Origin of the sequence: Actinotalea ferrariae, from assembly GCF_019733465.1 — a bacterium.
GTDB lineage: Bacteria > Actinomycetota > Actinomycetes > Actinomycetales > Cellulomonadaceae > Actinotalea > Actinotalea ferrariae_A.
Genome location: NZ_JACVQL010000023.1, coordinates 1 through 23,427, shown reverse-complemented (window position 1 = coordinate 23,427; position 23,427 = coordinate 1). Strand labels below are relative to the sequence as shown.

The window sequence follows — 23,427 nt, the reverse complement described above, 5'->3', positions numbered from 1 at the left end:
GACGACGACCCGCACGCCACCGAGACGATCCACGTGGCCGCCGGCCGGGCGCGGCCCGGCCGCACGGCCGCGGATCCCTCCTCCGACGAGCACCCGGACGGGGCGCTCGGCCGGACCATGGCCCTGCGCATCGGCTCCGGCCTCGACGGTCCGGGCGAGCCGGAGCCCGCCGGCGCCGTTGGCTCCCGCCCCGGACGGCGGGCGGCGCTCCTGGCCACGGTGCTCCTCGTGCTGGCGCTCGCCGCCGGCGGGGTGTGGTGGTACGCGACGAGCGGCCCGGGCGCCTACACGGAGGTCCCGGCGGGCGTCGAGGGCGTGCTGCTCGCCGAGGCCGAGGCGGCGCTCGACGCCGCGGGCCTCGGGACGACCGTGGCCGAGGACTTCGACCCGACCGTGCCCGCGGGTGTCGTGGTGTCGACCGACCCGGGCCCCGGCGAGCGGGTGCGCAAGGACGGGACGGTCGAGATCGTGGTCTCCAAGGGGCCGGACCTGCGGACCGTCCCCGAGGGGCTCGCGGGGGCGCCTCTCGCGGACGCCGTCGCCGCGCTCGAGGCGGTCGGCCTCGTCGCCCAGGAGCCCGTGCGCGAGTACCACGACGAGGTGCCGGCGGACCACGTCATCGCCGTGGGCGCCGAACCGCTCGCGCAGCTCCCGGTCGGCACCGAGGTCGCGCTCACGGTCTCCGACGGCCGCGAGCCGGTCACGGTCATCAGCGTGATCGGCGCGACTCGGGAGGACGCCGTCCAGGGCCTCCAGGACCAGGGGCTCGTCGTGACCGAGGAGCCGGGCTACTCGACGGAGTTCGCCGCCGGGACGGTCATGGCGCAGAGCCTCGCGCCGGACGCGCAGGCGCACCGGCTCGACCCCATCACGATCACCGTGTCGCAGGGACCGCCGCTCGTCGAGGTGCCGGACGTCTTCGGTCAGCAGTTCGGAGCGGCCAGGACGGCGCTCGAGGCGCTGGGCCTCGTCGTCGCGAGGGAGAACCTGCTGGGCGGGGTCTTCGGGACCGTCCACTCGCAGGACGTCGCGGCCGGGACCGCGGTACCGGTCGGCAGCACGGTCACGCTCAGGGTCATCTGACCGGCCACCCCGGGACGCCGGCCTGCGGGAGGTCGTGCGGCCCGAACGCACGTCGGCCCTCGCCCGGCGTGCGGGTCGAGGGCCGACGGTGCGCGGCTGATCAGCCCTGGCGGATCATCTCCGCGACCTGGAACGCCATCTCGAGCGACTGCTGGTGGTTGAGCCGCGGGTCCACGAGCGTCTCGTAGCGCAGCGCGAGGCCGGCGTCGTCGATCTCCTCGCTGCCGCCGAGCACCTCCGTGACGTCGTCACCCGTGAGCTCGACGTGCAGGCCACCCGGCACGGTGCCGGTGGCGCGGTGCACCTCGAAGAAGCCGCGCACCTCGTCGAGCACGTCCTCGAGGCGGCGGGTCTTGTAGCCGCTCGCTGAGGTGATCGTGTTGCCGTGCATCGGGTCGCACACCCACGTCACCGGACGGCCCGAGGCGTGCACCTTCTCGACGAGCCCGGGCAGCGCCTCGCGGATGCGGGACGCGCCCATGCGCGTGATGAAGGTGAGCCGCCCGGGGATGTCCGCCGGGTTGAGCCGGTCCATGAGCGCGAGCGCGTCGTCGGCCGACGTCGTCGGCCCGAGCTTCACGCCGATCGGGTTCCGCACGCGCGAGAGGAAGTCGACGTGGGCGCCGTCGAGCTGCCGCGTACGCTCGCCGATCCACAGGAAGTGCGCGGAGCAGTCGTACGGCGTGCCGGTGCGCGAGTCGATCCGCGTCAGGGCGCGCTCGTAGTCGAGCAGGAGCGCCTCGTGGCTCGAGAAGAACTCGACCGTCCGCAGCGCGTCGAAGTCCGCGCCGCACGCCGCCATGAAGCGGATCGCACGGTCGATCTGCGCGGCGGTCTCCTCGTAGCGCGAGTACGCCTTGTTGGCCAGGAAACCGCGGTTCCACTCGTGGACACGGCGCAGGTCCGCGAAGCCGCCGGTCGTGAACGCCCGGATGAGGTTCAGCGTCGCCGAGGACCGGTGGTACGCGTCGAGCAGCCGGTGCGGGTCCGGGATCCGCGCGTCTGGCGTGAACGGGTGCCCGTTGATCGCGTCGCCGCGGTACGCGGGCAGCGTCACGCCGTCGCGCGTCTCGTCGTCCGAGCTGCGCGGCTTGGCGTACTGACCCGCCATCCGGCCCATCTTGATGACGGGCAGGCTCGCGCCGTACGTGAGCACGACCGCCATCTGCAGGATCGTCTTGATCTTGTTGCGGATGTTGTCGGCCGTCGCCTCGGCGAAGGTCTCGGCGCAGTCCCCGCCCTGGAGCAGGAAGGCCTCGCCGCGCCCCGCCGCCGCGAGACGGCCCGTGAGCACGTCCGCCTCACCGGCGAAGACCAGGGGCGGCAGCACGGAGAGCTCGCCCGTCGCGGCCGCCACGGCGTCGGCGTCGGGCCACTGCGGCTGCTGGCGCGCGGGGAGCGCACGCCACGCGTCGAGGCCCGCGACGACCGTCGGGTCGGGCGCGACGCTCATGACGTGCTCGCCGGCGCGAGCGGCTGACCGATGCCGGCGAGCAGCTCGCCGAACCACGGCACGGTGACGTCGAAGGCCTTGCCACCCGCGATCCGCGGGAACGCGATGGCCTTGAGCCGGTCGCCGTCCTCCTCGTCGTGCCCCACGACGCCCGACTCGCCGCGCAGCGCGCACTCGACCGCGTAGTCCGTCATCGACTTGATGAGGCGCAGGTCCTCGGCGTTGGCCGCCGCCGCGCGCGAGTAGTAGCCGCTCTTCTGGACCATCGTCTTCTCGGCGCCCAGGAGCTCGGCGAACTGCTTCGCGAACCACTGACCCGGGTTGATGGTGTCGAGCTTGACGTGGCCGAACGGGTCGCGCTGGACCTCCTCGCCGGCCGCCTCGAGCTGCGCGACGATCTCGTGCATGCCCGCACCCTCGGACAGGAAGATGTTCACGTTGCCGACGGTGTCCATGACCTCGCGCAGGCGCGCGGCCTCGGCCTCGATGTCGAGCGCGAGCTCGGGCAGGAAGACGGCGTGCACGTCCCAGCGCTCGCGCGACAGGCCGATGCTCGGCACCCACTCCTGGGTGTCGAGCCAGCGGCGGTACTCCGCCGCGGCCGCCGCCGTGAGCCAGCCGCAGTGGCGGCCCATGACCTCGTGCACGATGAGCATCCGGTTGCCCGAGCGGTGCTCGCCGATGACGTTGCGCGCGAAGCCCGCCGCCTCCTCGGCCGCGGTCCACGCGCCGAGCGACTGCTTGATCGGCACGACGTCGTTGTCGATCGTCTTCGGCAGGCCGACGACCGTGAGCTCGTAGCCGTTCTCGTGCAGGTACGCGGCCAGGTCGGCGGCCGTCGTGTTCGTGTCGTCGCCGCCGATCGTGTGCAGCACGTCGACGCCGTCGGCCTTGAGCTGCTCGGCCGCGACGTGCAGCGGGTCCTGGCCCTCCTGGACGAGGCCCCGCTTGACGCAGTCCTTGGCGTTCGTGAGCTTGACGCGCGAGTTGCCGATCGGGCTGCCGCCGAAGCGGTGCAGGACGCCGGCCTTCGCGCGCGCCTCGTCGTCGACGACGACCTTGGTCCCCGTGAGCAGGCCGTGATAGCCGTGCTGGTAGGCGATGAGCTCGATCTCCGGCGCGATCTCCGTGTAGCGCTCGATGAGCCCTCCGACGGCGGAGGACAGGCACGGGGCGAAGCCACCGGCGGTCAGCAGGGCGACACGACGAACCGACATCTCGGGACACACCTCTCGTTGGAAGCACAGCTCAGCACGCAGTCCCCGCGAGCACGGGGGCGACCGATGGCGCGACGGCGGGCCTTCGGTCCTGCACAGGCCGCCGTGGGCGACCGCGTCATCCTACTGAGGGCGGGGCCTCGTCCTGGGGCGGGACCGGAACCTGGACGTCCGGGGCCGGGCGGCCACCGGGCGCCGGCGGGCCCACCTCCGCGGGAGCGCCGTCCGAGCCGTGGCCCGCGGCGATCCGCGCCTTGGCGGTCGCGGCGTAGATGTCGACGTACTCCTGCCCCGACAGGCTCATCAGGGCGTACATGATCTCGTCGGTCACCGAGCGGAGGATGAACCGGTCGTTCTCCATGCCCTTGTACCGGCTGAAGTCGAGCGGCTCGCCGATGACGATCCCGATCCGCATGGGCTTGGGGATCACCCGGCCGATGGGCTGGGCGACGTCGGTCCCGATCATCGCGACCGGGATCACGGGCGCCCCGGACTCGAGGGCGAGGCGCGCGACGCCCGTCTTCCCCCGGTAGAGCCGGCCGTCAGGGCTACGCGTGCCCTCGGGGTAGATGCCGAAGAGGTTCCCCGACTCGAGCACCTGCAGGCCCGTGCGCAGAGCGGCCTCGCTCGCCTTGCCGCCGCCCCGGTCGACCGGGATGGTGCCGACGCCGCGGAAGAAGCCCGCCTTGAGGCGACCCTTGAGCCCGGTGCCGCTGAAGTACTCGGCCTTGCCGATGAAGCGGATCTTGCGCGAGAGGACGAGGGGCAGCACGAAGGAGTCGATCACCGCGAGGTGGTTGCTCGCGAGGATCGCCGGACCGTCCTGCGGCACGTTCTCCAGCCCACGCACCCACGGTCGGAACATCCCGTGCAGGAGCGGACCGGCCGCGATGTGCTTCATCAGCCAGTAGAACAAGCGTCACCTCCGCTGCGGCGCCCGCGCGACCCGCGCGCAGCGTCCCCACGACTCTAGAGTGCTCTGCATGGCAGGACGTCCGCACGACGCCGACGAGCCCCCGGTGGGGCGCGACGCCGAGCGCCCGGACGGCGCCGACGCCCCGGCCGGGCCCGACGCCCCGGCGGGGCCCGGAGGGACGGTTCCCGCCGGGGACGGGGACGAGGAGCACGCCGTCCCCGTCGACGACGAGCGCGAGGTAGCGCACGACGGCCCGACGCCGCAGGACGGCACGGGCGCCGCGGCGGACGGTGTGCCGGGCGACGTGCCGGACGACGTGCCGGACGGCGTGTCGGACGGGGCCCCGGACGGCACGGCACCCTCGCCGCGGCCGTCGGTCCCGTCCCCCGCGGTCCAGGCGCGCGGCGCCTCCCCCGACCCCGACCCCGACGACATCGACGAGCGCTGGCGTGCCATCGTCGCCGAGCTGGGCGAGCTCGGCGGGCTCGGCGGGCTCGGCGGGCTCGAGGCTCTCGGGCCTGCTCCGACGTCACCCACCACGCCGGCGCGGACCCCGCCCTCGTCCACGGCCCCGCCGACGACGCCCCGGCGACGCGCGTCCGACCTCCCACCCGAGGGCGACGCCACCGGCCCCGGTGCGAGGACGGTGCGACCCGCCGAGCCGACCGGGCCGCGCGCGTGGCAGCCGGACCCCGCCGTCGAGGAGGCCGAGGACCACTTCACGCCGTCCGACCCGGGTCCGGTGCTCGGCGGCGACCCGTTGCTGACCCTGGCGTGGTCGGCCGCCGTCGGCGTCCCCGTCCTCCTGCTGGTCGCCGTCGTGCTCTGGCGCGACATGCCGTCCCTCGTGCTCCGTGCCGCCGGCGTCGCGTTCCTGGTCGCCGTCGGTGTGCTCCTGTGGCGCATGCCGCACCGCCGCGACGACGACGCGGGCCCCGGCGCCGTCGTCTGACGGGCATCTGAGTCGTCTGACGGGCACCCGACCCGCGGGCCCCGGTCGACGGCGTGCGGGAGGGCTGACGTGTCGTGCGGCCCGATCTACCGTGGAGCCATGACTCGCACCGAGCCGAGCACGACACCACCCGACGAGGGCGACGAGGACGCGCGCCTCGCCGAGCTCGAGCGCGCAGGCTGGGTGGCGCTCAGCATCGGCGGAGACGCAGCGCGGGAGCACTACGAGCGCGTGCTCTCCGAGGCGCCGCTCATGCTGCTGCCGGGCAGTCTCGTGCTCGACGACCGCGCGTCCATGGTGGCGTCCATGGCCGGCGCCCCCTGGGACGAGCACGAGCTCGAGGACGTCCGCGTGCACCGGCTCGCCGACGACGCCGCCGTCGTCGCGTACGGCGTGCGTGCCCGGCGCGGCGACATGAGCTACTCGGCCCTCATGAGCAGCGTGTACGTGCGCCGAGACGGCTGGCGTCTCGCGCTGCACCAGCAGACGCCCCGCTAGCCCGCCGGCCGGCGGCCGGAGGCGTCACCGGGTGGCGAGCCCTCCGCGTCGAGCGCGCGGCAGGGTCAGAGGCGCGCGAGGTCCGCGGCGCCGACGATGCCTGCGTCGTTGCCCGTCGCGGCGAGCTCGATGCGGGCCTCCGGGCGGAAGCCGCGGCCGGAGAGCTGGCCGAGGAACGCCGCGCGCGCGGGCTCGAGCAGCAGGTCCCCCGCCGCGCCCACGCCGCCACCGATGACCACGAGCGCCGGGTCGAGCAGGGCGGCGACCGAGGCCGACCCCTCGCCGATCCAGCGGCCGAGCTCGGCCAGGAGCTCGACCGACAACGGGTCGCCCTCCTTGGCGGCGAGGGTCACGGACGGACCCGAGACCTTGTCGGCGCGCCCGTCGGCGAGCTCGAGCAGGCGCGTGGCGCGCGACGGGTAGGCGGACGCGGCTGCGCGGGCCTCGCGCACGAGCGCACTGCCCGACGCGTACTGCTCCCAGCAGCCGTGCAGGCCGCACCCGCACTGGTGCCCCTGCGGGACCACGCGGAGGTGGCCCACCTCGGCCGCCACGCCCCAGGCGCCGCGGACCAGGCGGCCGCCGACGACGAGGGCACCGCCGAGGCCGGTCCCGACGGTCAGCATGAGCATGTCGTCGACGTCGCGACCGGCACCGAACTGGAACTCCGCCCATCCGGCGGCGTTCGCGTCGTTCTCGACGACGATGCGGACGTCGTCGGCGACGAGTGCGGCGATGCGCTCACGAAGGGGGTAGTCGCGCCAGGCGATGTTCGCGCCGAAGAGCGCGGTCGACCGGTCCGAGCCGATGAAGCCTGCCGCCGCGACGCCGAGCGCGCCGACCTCGTACTGCGCCGACAGCTCGGTGTAGAGGTCGGCGACGGCGCGGTCGATCTCCTCGGCATCGCGCGCTGCGGTCTTCCGCTTCGCCTTGGCGAGGATGACGCCGTCCTCGTCGACCACACCTGCGGCGATCTTCGTGCCGCCGATGTCCACACCGATCGCGTACATGTCCGTCCTTGCTTGAGAGAGGCAGGTGTCCGAGGACTCGTCGGTGCAGGCTACCGATCCTCACACGAACGGATGCAGGACGACCGTGGTGCGGCCAGGGACTGGATAGGGTCGACCCACCATCCGTCTGCCACTGGAGTCAGCATGGACGAGTTCCGCACCCCCCACCTCGTCGAGGTCTCCCCCAGTGAGAACCTCAACACCCTTCTCGCCGCCCGCGTCGCCGACCGGCCGGACGCGACCCTCATCGAGCACAAGACGACACCCGACGGGCCGTGGATCCCGATCTCCGCACGCGAGTTCGACGCCGAGGTCGTGGCCGTCGCCAAGGGTCTCGTGGCGCGCGGCGTCCAGCCGGGCGACCACGTCGGCATCATGAGCCGCACGCGCTACGAGTGGACGCTCCTCGACTTCGCCGTCTGGGCCGCCGGCGCGGTCCCCGTGCCGCTGTACGAGACGTCGTCGGCCGAGCAGGTGGTGTGGATCCTCAGCGACTCCGACGTCCGCCTGCTCGTCGTCGAGACGGCGGAGCTCGCCGCGACGGTCGAGGGCGTCCGGGACCAGGTCCCTGCGCTCGGGGACGTCCTCGTGCTCGACGACGGCGCCATCGGCTCGCTCACGCAGGCGGGCGCGGGAGTCGCGGACGACGAGATCGTCCGGCGTCGGGCGATCGCCGTCGGGTCCGACGTCGCGACGATCATCTACACGTCGGGAACGACGGGGCGGCCCAAGGGCGCCGAGCTCACGCACGCGAACTTCGTCTCGCTGACGCGCAACGCGGTCGCGAAGCTCGGCGAGGTGTGCCCGCCCGGGTCGCGGACCCTGCTGTTCATGCCGCTGGCCCACGTGTTCGCACGCTTCATCGAGATCCTCATCATCCCGGCGGGCGCGATCCTCGGCCACGCGCCCGACACCCGGACCCTCGTGGCGGACCTCGGCTCGTTCAAGCCCACCTTCATCCTGTCCGTGCCGCGCGTCTTCGAGAAGGTCTACAACTCCTCGGAGCAGAAGGCGGCGGCGGGCGGCAAGACCGCGATCTTCCAGCGCGCCGCCAAGACCGCGATCGTCTACTCGCGGGCCCTCGACGACCCGAAGGGCCCGAGCGCGTGGCTCAAGCTGCAGCACAAGGTCGCCGACACGCTCGTGCTGAAGAAGATCCGCGCCGCACTGGGCGGCCAGGCGCAGTGGGCGATCTCGGGCGGCGCCCCGCTCGGTGAGCGGCTCGGCCACTTCTACCGCGGCGTCGGCCTGCACGTCCTCGAGGGCTACGGCCTCACCGAGACGACGGCGCCCGCGACGGTCAGCGTCCCCGACGGGGTGAAGATCGGCACGGTGGGCCCCCCGCTTCCCGGCCTCGCGGTCCGCGTCGCCGACGACGGCGAGATCCTCATCAAGGGAGACGGCGTCTTCGTCGGCTACCACAACAACCCGCAGGCCACGGCGGAGGCCTTCACGGACGGGTGGTTCCGCTCGGGCGACCTGGGCTCGATGGACGAGGACGGCTTCCTGCGCATCACCGGTCGCAAGAAGGAGATCATCGTGACCGCCGGGGGCAAGAACGTCGCCCCGGCCGTGCTGGAGGACCGTCTGCGCGCGCACCCGGTCGTCAGCCAGGTCGTCGTCGTGGGCGACCAGAAGCCCTTCATCGGCGCGCTGGTCACGCTGGACGCGGAGGCGCTGCCCGGCTGGCTGTCCACGCACGGGCTCCCCGAGATGGACGTCACCGCTGCCGCCGCGCACCCCGAGGTCAGGGCTGCGCTCGACCGCGCCGTGGAGAAGGCGAACGCCGCCGTCTCTCGTGCGGAGTCGATCCGCAAGTACAGCGTGCTGACGACGGACTTCACCGTGGCGAACGACTACCTGACCCCGTCGCTCAAGGTGAAGCGCGCCAGGGTCATCGCCGACTTCGACGGTGAGATCGAGGCGCTGTACGCCGGAGCCACGCAGGCCGCGGAGCACTGACGCCGCACCGCCGTCGTCGCCGGACGTCCGGTGACGACGGCGGGCTGCGCGCCCGCGACCCCACACCGCGCGCCGCCGGCTCGCGCCACGGTGCCGGCTCACACGGCGCGCACCAGACGCAACGGAGGCACGAGGCCCGATCCGGCCAGGACGGCGATGGCGGCGCGCTCGGCGTCGTCCAGGTCCGCTGGCGGTGACGCCGGCCGGGCACCCGTGGGGCCGGGCGCGGTCGCTCCGCGCACGGGGATGGTCAGGAAGGTCACCACGCAGTCGGTGCACGCGTCTCCGCGCACCGTGCAGGTCCCGCAGTCGATGATCATGCGGCTGACGCTACGGCCAGGGTCCGACACGACCGCCGTGACGCTGCCCGCCCATCTCGGCGCCTGCCGCCGGCGCCACGTCCGCACCGAGCCTCGGCACCGCCGGCACGGACCTCCTCGGCGTTGCGCACCCGCCCGTGTCGGTGCCCCCGCCTACCGTCCTCGCCATGCACCTGGTCCCGCGCTCGACGACCCTGTTCGGGCCCCCGGACCGCGCGGGCGTCCCCGGCGGCACGGTCGGCACTGCCGGCCCGGCGAGCGCGGGGAGCACCGGCAGCAACGTGAGCACCCGCAGCACCAGCAGCACCGCGGGCGGGGGCGTGCAGCTCACCCTCGACGAGGTCGGGACCCCGCTCGCGGACGTCACGTTCGTGGTGGTGGACCTCGAGACGACGGGCGGCACGCCCGCGACCTCCGCCATCACCGAGATCGGTGCGGTCAAGGTCCGGGGCGGGCAGGTGCTCGGCGAGTTCCAGACCCTCGTCAACCCGGGCGGGCCGGTCCCCGCCTTCATCGCCACGCTGACCGGGATCACGACGTCGATGGTCCGGGACGCCCCGCGGATCGCCGAGGTCCTGCCGAGCTTCCTCGAGTTCGCGCGCGGGGCCGTGCTCGTCGCGCACAACGCCGCTTTCGACATCGGGTTCCTCAAGGCCGCCGCCGCGGAGCACGGGTACGCGTGGCCGGGCAACCAGGTGCTCGACACGGTGGCTCTCGCACGCCGCGCTGTGACGCGGGACGAGGTCCCCAACCACAAGCTCGGCACGCTCGCGGCGTACTTCCGCGCGAGCGTGACCCCGGACCACCGCGCGCTGTCGGACGCGCGTGCGACCGTCGACGTGCTGCACGCGCTGCTCGGGCGCCTCGGCCCGCTGGGCGTCACGCACCTCGAGGACCTGGCCACGGCGACCGACCCGGTGCCCTCCGCCCGTCGGCGCAAGCGCCACCTCGCGGACGGCCTGCCGGACGCTCCGGGCGTCTACCAGTTCCGGGACGCGCGCGGGGAGATCCTCTACGTCGGTACCGCCACCTCGCTGCGCACCCGCGTCCGCAGCTACTTCACGGCGGCGGAGCACCGCCGTCGGATGAACGAGATGATCGCCCTGGCCGAGCAGGTCGTGCCCATCGTCTGCGGCACGGTCCTCGAGGCGCGGGTGCGCGAGCTGCGCCTCATCGCCGAGCACTCGCCGCGCTACAACCGACGCTCGCGCTTCCCCGAGCGGATGCCGTGGGTCCGCCTGACCGTCGAGCCGTATCCGCGACTCTCGGTGGTACGGGACGTGCGCGCCGAGGGTGGACCGCGTCCCGGCGAGGCCGAGGCGCACATCGGCCCGTTCCCGAGCCGGTCGGCGGCGCAGCAGGCGGTGGACGCCCTGCACGCGGCGTTCCCCGTGCGGCAGTGCGCGGCACGCCTGCCCCGGGTGCCGGCAGCGGGCGCGAGCCCGTGCGCGCTCGCCGGCATGGGCCGCTGCGGTGCCCCGTGCACGGGCGGTCAGGACGAGGCCGCGTACGCCGACGTCGTCGCGGCCGTCCGCCACGCGATGCTCGTCGACCCGGCGCCCGTCGTCCGCGTCCACGCCGCCCGGATCGCAGCGCTGACGGCCGCGGAGCGCTTCGAGGAGGCCGCCGCGTGGCGGGACCAGCTCGCCGCGTTCCTGCGGGGCGCCGCACGAGCCCAGCGCTCACGGCGCGCCGCCGCGCACGCACAGGTCGTCGCCGCCCGTCCGCGGGACGGCGGCGGCTGGGAGGTCGCGGTCGTGCGGCACGGGCGGCTCTCCTCGACGACGGCCACGCCGCCGGGGGCGGACCCGCGTCCCGCGATCGGCGCCCTGGTCGCGACCGCGGAGCACGTCCCGCCGCCCGTGCTCCCGTCGTCGGCGGCGCATCCCGAGGAGACGGACCTCGTCCTCGACTGGCTCGAGCAGCCAGGTGTCCGCCTCGTCGAGGTCCAGGAGGGCTGGGCGTGCCCGGTCCGCGGTGCCGAGGCCTTCCGCGCACCGGGCACGACGGCTGCGGCGGTCGCCGCGGCGATGGCCACGCCGCAGCAGGCGGACGCGCCCGCGTCCGGCGGGTCCGTGAAGCACACGCCCGAACGGGCACCGCAGCACGTGGCCCGCGGCGCGGCAGCCGACGGCGCGTCGATCGGCGACGCGGCAGTCATGGGCGCGGCGGTCACCGGCGCGGTCGTCGGCGGCGCGGCATGATGGGTTGAGTCCAGCCGAGAGAGAGGCCCACATGCTCACCGCCGTCGTCCTGATCGACACCGACCCGGCCCGCATCCCCGAGATCGCGGCCGAGGTCGCCGAGGTGGCCGGCGTCAGCGAGGTCTACAGCGTGACCGGTGAGGTCGACCTCATCGCGCTGGTCCGGGTGCGCGAGCACGAGCAGCTCGCCGACGTCATCGCGGACCGCATCAGCAAGGTCGAGGGCGTGCTGCGGACCCAGACGTACATCGCCTTCCGCGCCTACTCGCAGCACGACCTGGAGACAGCCTTCGACCTGGGCCTCGGGGACTGACGCGCCTCGGGGACCGACGCTCAGGCCGTCGGCGCCGATCGTCGTCCGTGTCGGGTACCGGTCCTCGACGTCGAGCCGCCTCGTGCCGGTGACCTGAGCCGCACGCCGGCCAGGGGCCCGCGACTCCGCGCGGTGAGCCGACTCAGGCCTGCGAGGCGGCGACCCAGCGCTCGAGGACGTCGGCCGCGCGGCCCTCGTCGACCGACGCCTCGGCGTGACGGAGCCCCGCCTCGAGCCGCTCGGCCAGCGGACCCGTCGCCGTGCCCTCGAGCGTGCCGTCCGCCACGAGCGCGGCCGCCGCGTTGAGCAGCACGGTCTGCCGGACGGGACCACGCTCACCGGCGAGCACACGCCGGGCGACGGCCGCGTTGACGGCCGCGTCCCCGCCCCGCAGGTCGGCGACCGTGATCGGGTCCAGCCCGAGCTCGGCGACGGGATCGAGCCGGAGCTGTTCGACGGATCCGTCCCGGACCCACCAGACGTCGGCCGGGCCGGTGGCCGCGAGCTCGTCCATGCCGTCGTGGCCCCGGAAGACGAGCGCCGACGTCCCCCGCTCGGCGAGCACGCCCGCCATGAGCCCGGCCATGCGGGCGTCGGGCACGCCGATCGCGGCCGCGGCCGGCTGCGCGGGGTTGGTCAGCGGCCCGAGGAAGTTGAAGATCGTCGGGACGCCGAGCCCCTTGCGCACGGCGCCGGCATGCCGCATCGACGGGTGGAACACCATCGCGAAGCAGAACGTGATGCCCACCTCGTCCGCGAGGGCGGCGACCCGCTCGGGCGACTGGTCGAGCCGGACGCCGAGCGCCTCCAGGACGTCCGCCCCACCGGTCGACGACGACGCGGCCCGGTTCCCGTGCTTGACGACCTTGACGCCCGTCCCCGCCACCACGAGGGACGCCATCGTCGAGATGTTCACGGTGTGCATGAGGTCGCCACCCGTGCCGACGATGTCGACCGCGCGCCCGGGCACGGAGATGCGGCGGGCGTGCTCGAGCATGACGTCGGTCAGCGCGGAGAGCTCGACGACGGTCTCGCCCTTGGCACGCAGCGCGACGAGGAAGCCCGCGACCGGCACCGCGTCCGCCGTCCCGCTCATCACCTGGTCCATCGCCCAGGCCGCCTCGGTGACGTCGAGGTCGTGGCCCGCCACCAGCCGCGTCAGCAGGTGCGGCCAGGTCGGCTCCGCGACGCTCCCGGCGTCGGGCACGCTCACCTCGCGGCCCGCGTCAGGCAGCCGGCGTGCGGCGCAGGAGGCCGGCGACGGCCTCCTGGAGCACGATCGGGTCCAGGGGGCGTGCGACGACGGCGTCCGGCTGCGCCCACGACGCCAGCCACGCGTCCTGCGGGCGTCCGATGAGCACGAGCACCGGAGGGCAGCGGTAGATCTCGTCCTTGACCTGGCGGCAGAGGCCGATCCCGCCGGACTTGCCCGCCTCGCCGTCGAGCACGAGGAGGTCGAGGCCGCCCGCGTCGACGGTCGCGATGACCGCGGCCGGCGTCGCGACCTCGACCCACTCGACGGGCGGCAGGTCCTTGGCGATGCGGCGCCCGACGGCGAGCTTGACCTGCTCGCGCGTCTCGACGTGGTCGCTGTAGAGCAGCACCCTCAGGGCCGTCGGCTCACCGGCGCGCTCGAGCGCGCCCCACTCGTCGCCGTTCTGCTCGCTCGTGACCGTGCCGCCCATGCCGTCCCTCACCCGTCCTTGCGTCGCGTGCCTGCTGGCACCACCACGCATCTTGGCACGGTCGGCGCAGCGCGCGTCGACGGCGCGTGGAGGCCACCCGGAGGGACTGTGATCGACTCGTGTCGTCCAGGGTCGCGCCCGTGCACCCATGTCGGGCCCGCGTCAGCCATAATGACGGGGTGTCAACCGCAACGGCTGCCCCTGTCACGCACCCGCACCTGAGCGTCAACCGCCCGAACCCCGTGTCGGTCGGCACGATCGTGTGGCTGGCGAGCGAGCTGATGTTCTTCGCCGGGCTCTTCGCGATGTACTTCACGATCCGCTCCACGCTCCCCGAGCTGTGGACCGAGGAGACGGCGAAGCTCAACCTCACCTTCGCGACGGTGAACACCACCGTGCTGGTGCTCAGCTCGATCACGTGCCAGATGGGCGTGTGGGCGGCCGAGCGCTTCCAGCCGCGTCGCACGGGCTCCCTGCTCCAGGTGAACCGGTGGGGGATGAACGAGTGGATCACGCTCACCTACCTCATGGGTGCCGCGTTCATCGGCGGGCAGGTGTACGAGTACGCCGAGCTCGTCCGCGAGGGTCTGACCATCTCCTCGAGCCCGTACGGGTCGGTCTTCTACCTGACGACGGGCTTCCACGGCCTGCACGTCGTCGGCGGTCTCATCGCCTTCCTCGCCCTCCTCGGCCGCTCGTTCGCGGCCAAGCGCTTCGGTCACCACGAGGCGACGACGGCGATCGTCACGTCCTACTACTGGCACTTCGTCGACGTGGTGTGGATCGCGCTGTTCGCCGCGATCTACCTGATCCGATGACGTCCGCCGGCCGTTCGACCACCGCTTCGCCTGCACCGACGACGTGCACCGACGAGATGAGGACCGCTTCGTGAAGGCCATCGCCGCCCGCAGGAACCACCGGTTCGCGCCGGTGGTCCTGCTCCTGCTGGCGCTGCTCGTGACCGGCGGCGTCTACGCCGCCCTCATGCCGAGCCCCGCCGTCGCCGCAGCCGCCGACCAGTCCGACATCGAGGGCGGCAAGGCGCTGTTCCGGGCGAACTGCGCCACGTGCCACGGCCCGTCGGCCGAGGGGCGCGAGGGCGTCCCGTCGCTCGTCGGCGTCGGCGCTGCCTCGGTGGACTTCCAGGTCTCGACGGGCCGCATGCCGATGCAGCAGAACGGTCCGCAGGCAGCCGCGAAGCCGCCGCAGTTCGACGAGGAGCAGATCAGCCAGCTCGCGGCGTACGTCGCGTCGCTCGGCCCCGGCCCCGCCATCCCGCCGCAGGAGCAGGTCGACCCCGCGGGTGGCGACGCGGCGAACGGCATGGCCCTCTTCCGCACCAACTGCGCGATGTGCCACGGCTCCATCGGCAAGGGCGGCGCCCTCTCCGAGGGCAAGTACGCACCCTCGCTCGCCGGGAGCACGCCCACGCAGATCTACGAGGCGATGGTCACGGGGCCGCAGTCGATGCCAGTGTTCAACGACGCCAACCTCTCCCCGGACGAGAAGCAGGACATCATCGCCTTCCTCGAGGAGCAGAAGGCCGGCAGCCCCGGCGGCACCGACCTCGGCGCGATCGGCCCGGTGGCCGAGGGGCTGTGGGTCTGGGTCGTGGGGATCGGGCTGCTCATCGGCTGCGCGGTGTGGATCGGAGCGAAGTCCTCATGACGACCGACAACAGCTCGACCGAGGTCGAGGTCCGGCGCGACGCCTCCGGTCTGCCCGAGCGGTTCGAGAACCCCGGTCTCGCGCCGCACCAGGAGCGGATGGCCGACAACGACCCGGTCGCGGACAAGCGTGCCGAGCGCCAGGTCGTCATCCTGTTCGCCCTCTCGGTCCTCGGCACCATCGGCTTCCTCGTCGCCTACTTCCTGGTGCCGCCGGGCGAGACCGTCGCGAGCATGCGGCTGTCGAACCTGCTGCTGGGGACCACGCTGTTCCTCGGCATGTTCAGCATCGGTGCGGCAGCCGTCCACTGGGCCAAGGTGCTCATGTCGGACCACGAGCGTCAGGAGCAGCGCCACCCGCAGCGCAGCGACGAGAAGGTCCGCGCCGAGGCGATCGCCCAGCTGAAGGACGGTGCCGAGGACTCCGGCATCGCGCGCCGCGGTGTGCTCAAGGGCGCCGTGGTGACCGCGCTCGCGCTCGCCCCGCTGAGCATCGTCGTGCCGCTCGTCGGCGAGGTCGGCGGCGACTGGAACGTCTCGAAGTTCCGCCACACGCTCTGGAAGCAGGGCAAGAAGCTGACGCGCGACCCGTCGGGCGAGCCCATCCGCGCGTCCGAGGTGACGGTCGGCTCCGTCTTCCACGTCATCCCCGAGGGGCTGCGGGACGAGGAGCTCTGGATCGAGGAGAAGGCCAAGGCCATCGTCCTCATGGTCCGCATCGACCCCAACGACCTGACCGAGCGCGAGGAGCGGAAGGACTGGTCGTACGAGGGCATCGTCGCCTACTCGAAGGTCTGCACCCACGTGGGCTGCCCCGTGGCGCTCTACGAGCAGCAGACCCACCACCTGCTCTGCCCCTGCCACCAGTCGACGTTCGACATGGCGAACGAGGCACGTGTCGTCTTCGGGCCGGCGAGCCGGCCCCTGCCCCAGCTGCCGATCACGGTCGACGACGAGGGCTACCTGGTCGCACGGAGCGACTTCCACGAACCGATCGGCCCGAGCTACTGGGAGCGGTTGAAGTGAGCACATCCACGACGGCGGCGCAGCGCGCCGCAGGTGGCACGGCCGACTACCTCGACCAGCGCACCGGCATCAGCCTGGCGGTCAAGAACTTCGCCCGGAAGATCTTCCCCGACCACTGGTCGTTCCTCCTCGGCGAGATCGCTCTCTACTCGTTCGTCGTCCTGCTCATCACGGGTGTGTTCCTCACGCTGTTCTTCGTGCCGAGCATGGGCCTCGTCGAGTACGAGGGGCCGTTCGCGCCCATGAACGGCGTCGAGATGTCCGAGGCGTTCGCCTCGACCCTCGACCTCTCGTTCGAGGTGACCGGTGGGCTGCTCATGCGTCAGATCCACCACTGGGCCGCGCTGCTCTTCATGGCGTCGATCGTCACGCACATGATGCGAGTGTTCTTCACGGGCGCGTTCCGCAAGCCCCGTGAGGTCAACTGGCTCGTCGGCTTCATCCTGATGATCCTCGGCCTCGCCGCCGGCTTCACCGGCTACTCGCTGCCGGACGACGTGCTCTCGGGCAACGGCCTGCGCATCACCGACGGCGTGGTGAAGTCGATCCCGATCGTGGGCAGCTACATGTCCTACTTCATCTTCGGCGGCGAGTTCCCGGGCGAGCACATCATCCCCAGGCTCTTCACCGTGCACATCCTGCTGGTGCCCGCCCTGATCCTGGCGCTCATCGGCCTGCACCTGTTCTTCGTCGTGCTCCACAAGCACACGCACTTCCCCGGGCCGGGCCGCACCGAGCGCAACGTCGTCGGCTTCCCGCTCTTCCCGGTGTACGTGGCGAAGGCCGGCGGCTTCTTCTTCGTGGTCTTCGGCGTGCTCGCGCTCATGGGCGGCACCATGACGATCAACGCCGTGTGGAACTACGGGCCCTACGACCCGTCACCGGTCTCGGCCGGGGCCCAGCCCGACTGGTACATGCTCTTCCTCGAGGGCTCCCTGCGACTCATGCCGGGTCAAGGCACCGAGTGGGACCTGTGGGGTTACACGCTCTCGCTGAACGTGCTCATCCCGGCCGTCGTGATCCCCGGCATCCTCTTCACGCTGCTGGCCGCCTACCCGTTCATCGAGGCATGGGCGACGGGCGACAAGCGCGAGCACCACGTGCTCGACCGTCCGCGCAACGCGCCGGTCCGCACGGCGACCGGTGTCGCCATCCTCACGGCGTTCTTCATCCTCATCCTCGCCGGCTCCAACGACCTCATCGCGACGCACTTCGCACTGTCGATCAACGACATCACGTACGTGTTCCGCGTGCTGTTCCTCGTGACCCCCTTCCTGGCCTTCTGGGCCACGAAGCGGATCTGCCTGGGGCTGCAGCGCAAGGACCGGGAGCTGGTGCTCCACGGTCACGAGACGGGACGCGTGGTGCGGTTCGCGAACGGCGAGTACATCGAGGTGCACAAGCCGCTCGACGAGTACGAGCGGTGGATCCGGGTGCACCACGAGCCGCGTCGACCCCTCGAGATCGAGCCCGCCGAGGACGAGCACGGCGTGCGTCGCAAGGGCTACCGGATGGACGCCATCCGCGCCCGGGCCTCACGGTTCTTCTACGAGGACCGCGTCGAGCCCGTCACCCCGGCGGAGCTGGCCGCGGCTCACTCGCACGGCGAGCACGACGCCCTGCCGGCGGGCGAGCCGGAGACGCAGGAGATCGGCGCCGGCTCCGGCGGCGGCCGTCACGCCGTGACCGGCGCTCCCCTGCCGGACGAGGGCGACACCCCGCGACCGAGCGTGCAGGACCACTGAGCGTGCAGGACCACTGAGCATCGACCAGAGTGGACAGCGTCCCGGGCTCGTCAGGCTGCGCACCCGCGCCGCGTGGCGAGCCCGGTCCGTTGTGATCAGGGTCCCCAGGGACCACAGGACCGAGCCGTCGCGACCAGCGACCCGACCGGAGGAGCAGCTCCATGGCTGAGTACACCCTGCCCGATCTCCCGTACGACTACGCGGCGCTCGAGCCCCACATCTCGGGGCGCATCATGCAGCTCCACCACGACAAGCACCACGCGACCTACGTGGCCGGCGCCAACACCGCGCTCGAGAAGCTCGCCGAGGCGCGCGAGAAGGGCGACTTCGCCGCGATCAACCTGCACGAGAAGAACCTGGCGTTCAACCTCGGCGGTCACGTGAACCACTCCGCCTTCTGGCAGAACCTCTCCCCCGAGGGCGGCGACCGCCCGGTGGGCGAGCTCGCGGCTGCGATCGACGAGTTCTTCGGCTCGTTCGACGGCTTCCAGGCGCACTTCGCCGCGACGGCCCTCGGCATCCAGGGCTCGGGCTGGGCGATCCTCGCCTGGGACTCGGTCGGCCAGAAGCTCGGCATCTTCCAGCTGTACGACCAGCAGGGCAACATCCCGCTGGGCATCGTCCCGATCGTGCTGCTCGACATGTGGGAGCACGCCTTCTACCTCGACTACGTCAACGTCAAGGCGGACTACGTCAAGGCGTGGTGGAACATCGTCAGCTGGGCGGACGCCGGTGCTCGCTTCGAGCGCGCACGCAGCCAGACGCAGGGCCTCATCGTCCCCTTCGCCTGAGCCGCTCCGGCGCTGGCCGGACCACGAGGACCCGCGGGCGCGGGCGTGCACACCGCACGCCCGCGCCCGTCGTCGTCCGTGGACCGCGTCGCTGCCGTCACAGCGCCTGCCTCCGCGTCGCCGCCGGGACGGCGCCTGCCGCACCGAGCCTGGTAGACAGTGCACCGTGCACACGCAGAGCCCCTGGACCATCCGGCTCGAGTGGGGGCCGTACGGCGCTGGCCACGTCGCGGCGGGTGCCGACGTCGCCGTCGTCGTCGACGTCCTCTCGTTCACGACGGCGCTCTCGGTCGCTGCCGACCTGGGGACCGTCGTGCTCCCCTACCCCCGGCACGACGCCGACGCGGTCGCGTACGCCGAGGCGCACGACGCCGTCCTTGCAGGACGCCGTTCCGCGCGCGACGTCCCGAGCCTGTCGCCCGTCTCGCTGCGGCGCACGACACCGCCCAGCAGGCTCGTGCTCCCGTCCCCCAACGGGTCGACGATCGCCGCGGTTCTCGCCGGCACCCGGGCCGAGGTCGTCGGCGCGTGCCTGCGCAACGCCGAGGCCGTCGCCCGCTGGGTGATCTCGCGTCGGCCGCGCTCGGTCGCCGTCGTGCCCGCAGGCGAGCGGTGGCCCGACGGCGGCCTACGACCCGCCGCCGAGGACCTCTGGGGCGCGGGTGCGGTCGTCGAGGCCCTCCGGGTCGCGGGCCTCGACGACGTCTCGCCCGAGGCGCGGACCGCCGCGGCGGCCTACCGGGAGGTCGCACGAGACATCCGGGCGTCCCTGCACGACTGCGCGAGCGGGCGTGAGCTCGCCGACGCCGGGTACGGGGGCGACGTCGACGTCGCCGCCGAGGTGGGTCAGGGCCGGGCGGTCCCGGTCCTCACCGCGCGTGGCTTCGTCCCGGCGCCCGTGCCGCCGCAGCCGGGTGTGTGAGCGGGGCCCGGCCACTGAGCGGGGCCAGGCCTCTGAGCGCGGCCCGGCCTCTGAGCGGGGCCAGGCCTCTGAGCGCGGCCCGGCCTCTGAGCGGGGCCGGGCCTCTGAGCGCGGCCCAGCCTCTGAGCGGGGCCGGGCGTGTGAGCCGCACGTCCGACGACGCCGACGCCCGCCCCTCCCCGCAGGGACGGACGGGCGTCGGCGACGACCGGTGCGTCAGTGGGCGTGCTGCCCGCGCGAGAACTCGAAGACCCAGCCCACGAGGCCGATGACCCCGAGGAAGCCGCCGATGGCCATGAGCCACCAGCCGATCGCCAGCGCCGCGAAGCAGATGGCCGCCGCCGCTGCGAGCACGAGGGGCCACCAGCTCCACGGGCTGAACACGCCCTGGTCGCCCGCACCCTGCTCGATGTCGGCGTACGGGTCGTCCTCGGGCCGCTTGTCGATGCGCCGTGCGAGGAGCGCGAGGTAGAAGCCGATCATGGCCGTGAGGCCGGTGACGAGGAAGAGCCCCGCGACGCCGACCGGCTCCCAGCGGCTCCACCAGCCGTAGACCAGGGCGACGACCAGGAAGAACGGCGTGATGTAGAGGAAGAGCTTGGTCTCGAACTTCATCGCTTCCCGTCCTCGTCCGTGGCGTCGCCGCCGTCGGTCACGTCGTCACCGAGCGGCCGGCCGTCGTCGATGATCGTCGCGGACGACTGCTCCGGCTCCGCGTCGCCGGTGGCGAGCCGCTCGGCCGCGAGCGACTGCTCGCCGCGGCGGTCGGCCTCCCAGTCCATGGCACCGGCGTCGGGCTCGACGTGGTCCATGGCCGCGACCTCGGGGTGGTGCAGGTCGAACGCGGGCCGCTCGGAGCGGATCCGGGGCAGCGACGCGAAGTTGTGCCGCGGCGGCGGGCACGACGTCGCCCACTCGAGCGAGTTCCCGTAGCCCCACGGGTCGTCGACGGTGACCTTCGGCGCGTTGCGCCAGGTGATGTACACGTTCCAGAGGAACGGGAGCGTCGACGCGCCGAGGACCATCGACCCGACCGTCGAAACCTGGTTCATCCACGTGAAGCCGTCCTCGGGCATGTAGTCGGCGTAGCGACGCGGCATGCCCTGCGCACCCAGCCAGTGCTGGATGAGGAAGGTCGCGTGGAAGCCGAAGAACAGCAGCCAGAAGTGGATCTTGCCGAGGCGCTCGTCGAGCATCTTCCCGGTGAACTTCGGCCACCAGAAGTAGAAGCCCGCGAACATCGCGAACACGACGGTGCCGAAGACCACGTAGTGAAAGTGCGCGACGACGAAGTACGTGTCGGAGACGGAGAAGTCGAGCGCCGGACTGGACAGGATGATGCCCGTCAGACCGCCGAAGAGGAACGTCACGAGGAAGCCGATCGACCACAGCATCGGCGTCTCGAACGTGAGCTTGCCGCGCCACATGGTGCCGATCCAGTTGAAGAACTTCACACCGGTCGGCACCGCGATGAGCATCGTCATGAGCGCGAAGAAGGGCAGCAGGACCGCACCGGTGACGTACATGTGGTGCGCCCACACCGTCACCGAGAGCGCCGCGATCGCGATCGTCGCGTAGACGAGACCCTTGTAGCCGAAGATCGGTTTGCGGCTGAACACCGGGAAGATCTCCGACACGATGCCGAAGAACGGCAGCGCGATGATGTAGACCTCGGGGTGCCCGAAGAACCAGAACAGGTGCTGCCACAGGATGGCGCCGCCGTGCTCGGGGTTGAACACCTGGGAGCCGAGGCGCCGGTCCGAGCCGAGCGCGAACAGCGCCGCCGCGAGCGGCGGGAACGCCATGAGGACGAGCAGGCTCGTCACCAGGGTGTTCCACGTGAAGATCGGCATGCGGAACATGGTCATGCCCGGCGCACGCATGGTGAGGATCGTGGTGATGAAGTTCACCGCGCCGAGGATCGTGCCGAAGCCGGCGAGCACGAGGCCGAAGACCCAGAGGTCGCCGCCCAGGCCTGGTGAGTACGTGGTCGTCGACAGCGGTGTGTACGCGAACCAGCCGAACGACGCGGCACCCTGCGGGGTGAAGAAGCCCGAGACGGCGATGATCCCGCCGAACAGGTAGAACCAGTACGCCAGCATGTTCAGGCGCGGGAACGCGACGTCCGGTGCGCCGATCTGCAGCGGCATGATCACGTTCGCGAAACCCGCGAAGAGCGGCGTCGCGAAGAGCAGCAGCATGATCGTGCCGTGCATCGTGAAGAGCTGGTTGTACTGCTCCTTGCTCTGCACGAGCTGGATGCCCGGCGCGAAGAGCTCGGCGCGGATCACGAGCGCCATGACGCCCGCGATGCAGAAGAAGACGAACGACGAGACCAGGTACATGTACCCGATCGTCTTGTGGTCGGTCGACGTGATGACCTTGACCACCGAGCGTCCGAGGCTCTGACGACGCGGGGCGAGCCCCGGGATCGTCTCCACTGCTGCGGCCATCAGCCCTCCCCCGTCGGGATCGCGTTGTCGTCGCCCGTGTTCTGCGTACGGTCGAGGTCGGAACCGAGGAAGCCGGTCTGGCCCGCCTCCCGCAGCTCCTCCATCTGCGCGTCGTACTCCTCGCGGGAGACGACGGCGACGTTGAAGAGCATCCCGGAGTGGAACTCGCCGCAGAACTCGGCGCACTTGCCGGCGTACACGCCCTCGTTGGTCGGGACGACCTGGAAGACGTTCGGGCGGCCCGGGATCATGTCCTTCTTGTAGAGGAACGCGGGCACCCAGAACGAGTGCACGACGTCGCGCGACATGAGCTGGATCTCGACGCGCTCGTCGACCGGCAGGTACAGCGTCGGGAGCTCCTCGGGGTTGCCGGGCTCACCGACCTCGAGGACGTGCTGGCCGGATTGGTGCACGTTGTCGTCCAGGTAGTTGAAGTCCCAGCTCCACTGCTTGCCGACGACCTGCACCGTCAGGTCCGGCTCGGCGCTGATGTCCTCGATCGCCGCCGTGTCCCGCTCCGTGTAGAAGTACAAGACGCCGATCATGAGGATCGGCAGGATGACGTACATGATCTCGAGCGGCACGTGGTACCGGAGCTGCACGGGGAGCGTGTCGTCGTCCTTGCGCTTCCGGTAGACGGCCACGCACCAGAGGATCAGGCCCCAGGTGATCAGCCCGACGGCGAGCGCGGCGATCCAGGAGCCGGTCCACAGGGTCGTGATGCGCTCGGTCATGTTGGTGACCTGCTCGCCGTCCTCCGCGCCGGGCAGGTAGCCCCGGCGGGCCTCGGCGGAGCAGCCGCTCGCGACCACGGCCACGGCCACGGCGAGGGCCGAGAGACGGGCGACGCCTCGGCGTCGACGGGGGTGTTGCACGTCCAAAGGGGTGCCTCTCATGTCATGCGGCCCCGGCGGCGGCGCCACCTCCGGCAGCCTGACCGGGACTTTCGTCTCGACCCGACCAGCCTAGCGTGCGCACGGCGCGCTGCAGGCCGGGCGGCGTGCTCCCGGCGCGCCCAGGTACGGGTGCGGCGCGCGCCCGGCAGCTCCCCACGTCGGCAGGCCGGCGTGAGCGGCCGCCCGGGGTGAGCGGGATCACGTCGCCGCGCTCCTCCAGGCGGCTAGCGTGACCGCGTGAGCGACGACCCTGCGCCCGCCGCTGCGGACGGCCGGCGCGGCGCGACCCGGCGCGCGTACCTCGATGCGGGCGG

The 23,427-nt window shown here is 72.4% G+C and carries 22 protein-coding genes; 12 read left to right on the top strand and 10 right to left on the bottom strand.

What is annotated here, in order from left to right; translation table 11 throughout:
• Window positions 1–1,083, top strand: a 1,083-nt coding sequence (locus ICW40_RS02470) for a PASTA domain-containing protein (RefSeq protein WP_221652247.1), incomplete at its 5' end; no start/stop codon positions are given.
• Between the two features lie 100 nt (window positions 1,084–1,183).
• Here ICW40_RS02470 and ICW40_RS02465 read toward each other — a convergent pair.
• The 3 genes from ICW40_RS02465 to ICW40_RS02455 form a co-directional block, all read right to left on the bottom strand.
• Entirely contained in the window at window positions 1,184–2,536 is a 1,353-nt protein-coding gene (locus ICW40_RS02465) for a class II 3-deoxy-7-phosphoheptulonate synthase (RefSeq protein WP_221652246.1), read from the bottom strand.
• Window positions 2,533–3,753 (bottom strand): pyrophosphate--fructose-6-phosphate 1-phosphotransferase, encoded by a 1,221-nt coding sequence (locus tag ICW40_RS02460; protein ID WP_221652245.1) that lies wholly within the window; start codon window positions 3,751–3,753, stop codon window positions 2,533–2,535. Before ICW40_RS02460 ends, ICW40_RS02465 begins: the two co-directional genes overlap by 4 nt.
• A gap of 118 nt (window positions 3,754–3,871) precedes the next feature.
• Window positions 3,872–4,669, bottom strand: a complete 798-nt coding sequence (locus ICW40_RS02455) for a lysophospholipid acyltransferase family protein (protein ID WP_260458675.1) — start codon at window positions 4,667–4,669, stop codon at window positions 3,872–3,874.
• Between the two features lie 67 nt (window positions 4,670–4,736).
• Between ICW40_RS02455 and ICW40_RS02450 the strand changes: the two genes are divergently transcribed.
• Together ICW40_RS02450 and ICW40_RS02445 are read left to right on the top strand one after the other, a co-directional pair.
• Window positions 4,737–5,621: a hypothetical protein gene (locus ICW40_RS02450; protein ID WP_221652244.1), complete on the top strand. Its 885-nt coding sequence runs from the start codon at window positions 4,737–4,739 to the stop codon at window positions 5,619–5,621.
• A 99-nt stretch (window positions 5,622–5,720) separates the two neighbouring features.
• Window positions 5,721–6,119, top strand: coding sequence for a nuclear transport factor 2 family protein (locus ICW40_RS02445; protein ID WP_221652243.1), 399 nt, complete (start codon window positions 5,721–5,723; stop codon window positions 6,117–6,119).
• Window positions 6,120–6,184: 65 nt separating this feature from the next.
• Here ICW40_RS02445 and ICW40_RS02440 read toward each other — a convergent pair whose 3' ends face one another.
• Window positions 6,185–7,129, bottom strand: a complete 945-nt coding sequence (locus ICW40_RS02440; RefSeq protein WP_221652242.1) for an ROK family glucokinase — start codon at window positions 7,127–7,129, stop codon at window positions 6,185–6,187.
• A gap of 144 nt (window positions 7,130–7,273) precedes the next feature.
• On the opposite strand from ICW40_RS02440, the gene ICW40_RS02435 reads away from it, so the two are divergent.
• Window positions 7,274–9,091 (top strand): AMP-dependent synthetase/ligase, encoded by a 1,818-nt coding sequence (locus ICW40_RS02435; RefSeq protein WP_221652241.1) that lies wholly within the window; start codon window positions 7,274–7,276, stop codon window positions 9,089–9,091.
• A 98-nt stretch (window positions 9,092–9,189) separates the two neighbouring features.
• On the opposite strand, the gene ICW40_RS02430 is transcribed toward ICW40_RS02435, so the two are convergent.
• The gene (locus tag ICW40_RS02430) at window positions 9,190–9,411 is read right to left on the bottom strand and encodes a hypothetical protein (protein ID WP_221652240.1); all 222 of its coding nucleotides are present in this window, start codon (window positions 9,409–9,411) and stop codon (window positions 9,190–9,192) included.
• Window positions 9,412–9,578: 167 nt separating this feature from the next.
• Here ICW40_RS02430 and ICW40_RS02425 point away from each other — a divergent pair, with 167 nt between their 5' ends.
• Window positions 9,579–11,615, top strand: a complete 2,037-nt coding sequence (locus tag ICW40_RS02425; RefSeq protein ID WP_221652239.1) for a DEDD exonuclease domain-containing protein — start codon at window positions 9,579–9,581, stop codon at window positions 11,613–11,615.
• Window positions 11,616–11,646: 31 nt separating this feature from the next.
• On the top strand, window positions 11,647–11,928 hold the full coding sequence (locus ICW40_RS02420) for an Lrp/AsnC family transcriptional regulator (RefSeq protein WP_221652238.1): 282 nt from the start codon (window positions 11,647–11,649) through the stop codon (window positions 11,926–11,928).
• Window positions 11,929–12,070: 142 nt separating this feature from the next.
• On the opposite strand, the gene trpD is transcribed toward ICW40_RS02420, so the two are convergent.
• Window positions 12,071–13,135 carry an anthranilate phosphoribosyltransferase gene (gene trpD / locus ICW40_RS02415; RefSeq protein ID WP_308121585.1) on the bottom strand — a complete coding sequence of 355 codons (1,065 nt, stop codon included), beginning with the start codon at window positions 13,133–13,135 and terminating at the stop codon, window positions 12,071–12,073.
• 19 nt (window positions 13,136–13,154) lie between these two features.
• Window positions 13,155–13,625, bottom strand: a complete 471-nt coding sequence (locus tag ICW40_RS02410) for a hypothetical protein (protein WP_308121584.1) — start codon at window positions 13,623–13,625, stop codon at window positions 13,155–13,157.
• 167 nt (window positions 13,626–13,792) lie between these two features.
• On the opposite strand from ICW40_RS02410, the gene ctaE reads away from it, so the two are divergent.
• The 6 genes from ctaE to ICW40_RS02380 all read left to right on the top strand — a co-directional run bounded on the left by ctaE (window position 13,793) and on the right by ICW40_RS02380 (window position 19,764).
• Window positions 13,793–14,431: an aa3-type cytochrome oxidase subunit III gene (ctaE, locus tag ICW40_RS02405; protein ID WP_221652236.1), complete on the top strand. Its 639-nt coding sequence runs from the start codon at window positions 13,793–13,795 to the stop codon at window positions 14,429–14,431.
• 70 nt (window positions 14,432–14,501) lie between these two features.
• The gene (qcrC, locus tag ICW40_RS02400) at window positions 14,502–15,281 is read left to right on the top strand and encodes a cytochrome bc1 complex diheme cytochrome c subunit (protein ID WP_221652235.1); all 780 of its coding nucleotides are present in this window, start codon (window positions 14,502–14,504) and stop codon (window positions 15,279–15,281) included.
• Window positions 15,278–16,306, top strand: a complete 1,029-nt coding sequence (gene qcrA / locus ICW40_RS02395; RefSeq protein WP_221652234.1) for a cytochrome bc1 complex Rieske iron-sulfur subunit — start codon at window positions 15,278–15,280, stop codon at window positions 16,304–16,306. The genes qcrC and qcrA overlap by 4 nt, the downstream gene beginning before the upstream one ends.
• Window positions 16,303–18,051, top strand: a complete 1,749-nt coding sequence (qcrB, locus tag ICW40_RS02390; protein ID WP_221652233.1) for a cytochrome bc1 complex cytochrome b subunit — start codon at window positions 16,303–16,305, stop codon at window positions 18,049–18,051. The genes qcrA and qcrB overlap by 4 nt, the downstream gene beginning before the upstream one ends.
• 161 nt (window positions 18,052–18,212) lie before the next feature.
• On the top strand, window positions 18,213–18,842 hold the full coding sequence (locus ICW40_RS02385; protein WP_221652232.1) for a superoxide dismutase: 630 nt from the start codon (window positions 18,213–18,215) through the stop codon (window positions 18,840–18,842).
• 166 nt (window positions 18,843–19,008) lie between these two features.
• Window positions 19,009–19,764 carry a 2-phosphosulfolactate phosphatase gene (locus ICW40_RS02380; protein ID WP_221652231.1) on the top strand — a complete coding sequence of 252 codons (756 nt, stop codon included), beginning with the start codon at window positions 19,009–19,011 and terminating at the stop codon, window positions 19,762–19,764.
• A gap of 216 nt (window positions 19,765–19,980) precedes the next feature.
• Here the strand turns inward: ICW40_RS02380 and ICW40_RS02375 are convergent, their stop codons facing one another.
• From ICW40_RS02375 to ctaC, 3 genes are read right to left on the bottom strand one after another with little or no spacing between them, the layout of a single operon-like run.
• Entirely contained in the window at window positions 19,981–20,379 is a 399-nt protein-coding gene (locus ICW40_RS02375; protein WP_221652230.1) for a cytochrome c oxidase subunit 4, read from the bottom strand.
• On the bottom strand, window positions 20,376–22,217 hold the full coding sequence (ctaD, locus tag ICW40_RS02370) for an aa3-type cytochrome oxidase subunit I (protein WP_221652229.1): 1,842 nt from the start codon (window positions 22,215–22,217) through the stop codon (window positions 20,376–20,378). The genes ICW40_RS02375 and ctaD overlap by 4 nt, the downstream gene beginning before the upstream one ends.
• Window positions 22,217–23,113, bottom strand: coding sequence for an aa3-type cytochrome oxidase subunit II (gene ctaC / locus ICW40_RS02365; RefSeq protein WP_221652228.1), 897 nt, complete (start codon window positions 23,111–23,113; stop codon window positions 22,217–22,219). Before ctaC ends, ctaD begins: the two co-directional genes overlap by 1 nt.
• Between the last annotated feature and the right edge of the window lie 314 nt (window positions 23,114–23,427).

Coding starts and splice junctions, on each gene's coding strand:
- ICW40_RS02425 (WP_221652239.1), top strand. CDS start 9,579: ATGCACCTGGTCCCGCGCTCGACGACCCTGTTCGGGCCCCCGGACCGC.
- ICW40_RS02430 (WP_221652240.1), bottom strand. CDS start 9,411: ATGATCATCGACTGCGGGACCTGCACGGTGCGCGGAGACGCGTGCACC.
- ICW40_RS02440 (WP_221652242.1), bottom strand. CDS start 7,129: ATGTACGCGATCGGTGTGGACATCGGCGGCACGAAGATCGCCGCAGGT.
- ICW40_RS02420 (WP_221652238.1), top strand. CDS start 11,647: ATGCTCACCGCCGTCGTCCTGATCGACACCGACCCGGCCCGCATCCCC.
- ICW40_RS02385 (WP_221652232.1), top strand. CDS start 18,213: ATGGCTGAGTACACCCTGCCCGATCTCCCGTACGACTACGCGGCGCTC.
- ICW40_RS02445 (WP_221652243.1), top strand. CDS start 5,721: ATGACTCGCACCGAGCCGAGCACGACACCACCCGACGAGGGCGACGAG.
- ICW40_RS02460 (WP_221652245.1), bottom strand. CDS start 3,753: ATGTCGGTTCGTCGTGTCGCCCTGCTGACCGCCGGTGGCTTCGCCCCG.
- ctaD (WP_221652229.1), bottom strand. CDS start 22,217: ATGGCCGCAGCAGTGGAGACGATCCCGGGGCTCGCCCCGCGTCGTCAG.
- ICW40_RS02435 (WP_221652241.1), top strand. CDS start 7,274: ATGGACGAGTTCCGCACCCCCCACCTCGTCGAGGTCTCCCCCAGTGAG.
- ICW40_RS02465 (WP_221652246.1), bottom strand. CDS start 2,536: ATGAGCGTCGCGCCCGACCCGACGGTCGTCGCGGGCCTCGACGCGTGG.
- ICW40_RS02375 (WP_221652230.1), bottom strand. CDS start 20,379: ATGAAGTTCGAGACCAAGCTCTTCCTCTACATCACGCCGTTCTTCCTG.
- ICW40_RS02450 (WP_221652244.1), top strand. CDS start 4,737: ATGGCAGGACGTCCGCACGACGCCGACGAGCCCCCGGTGGGGCGCGAC.
- ctaC (WP_221652228.1), bottom strand. CDS start 23,113: ATGAGAGGCACCCCTTTGGACGTGCAACACCCCCGTCGACGCCGAGGC.
- qcrA (WP_221652234.1), top strand. CDS start 15,278: ATGACGACCGACAACAGCTCGACCGAGGTCGAGGTCCGGCGCGACGCC.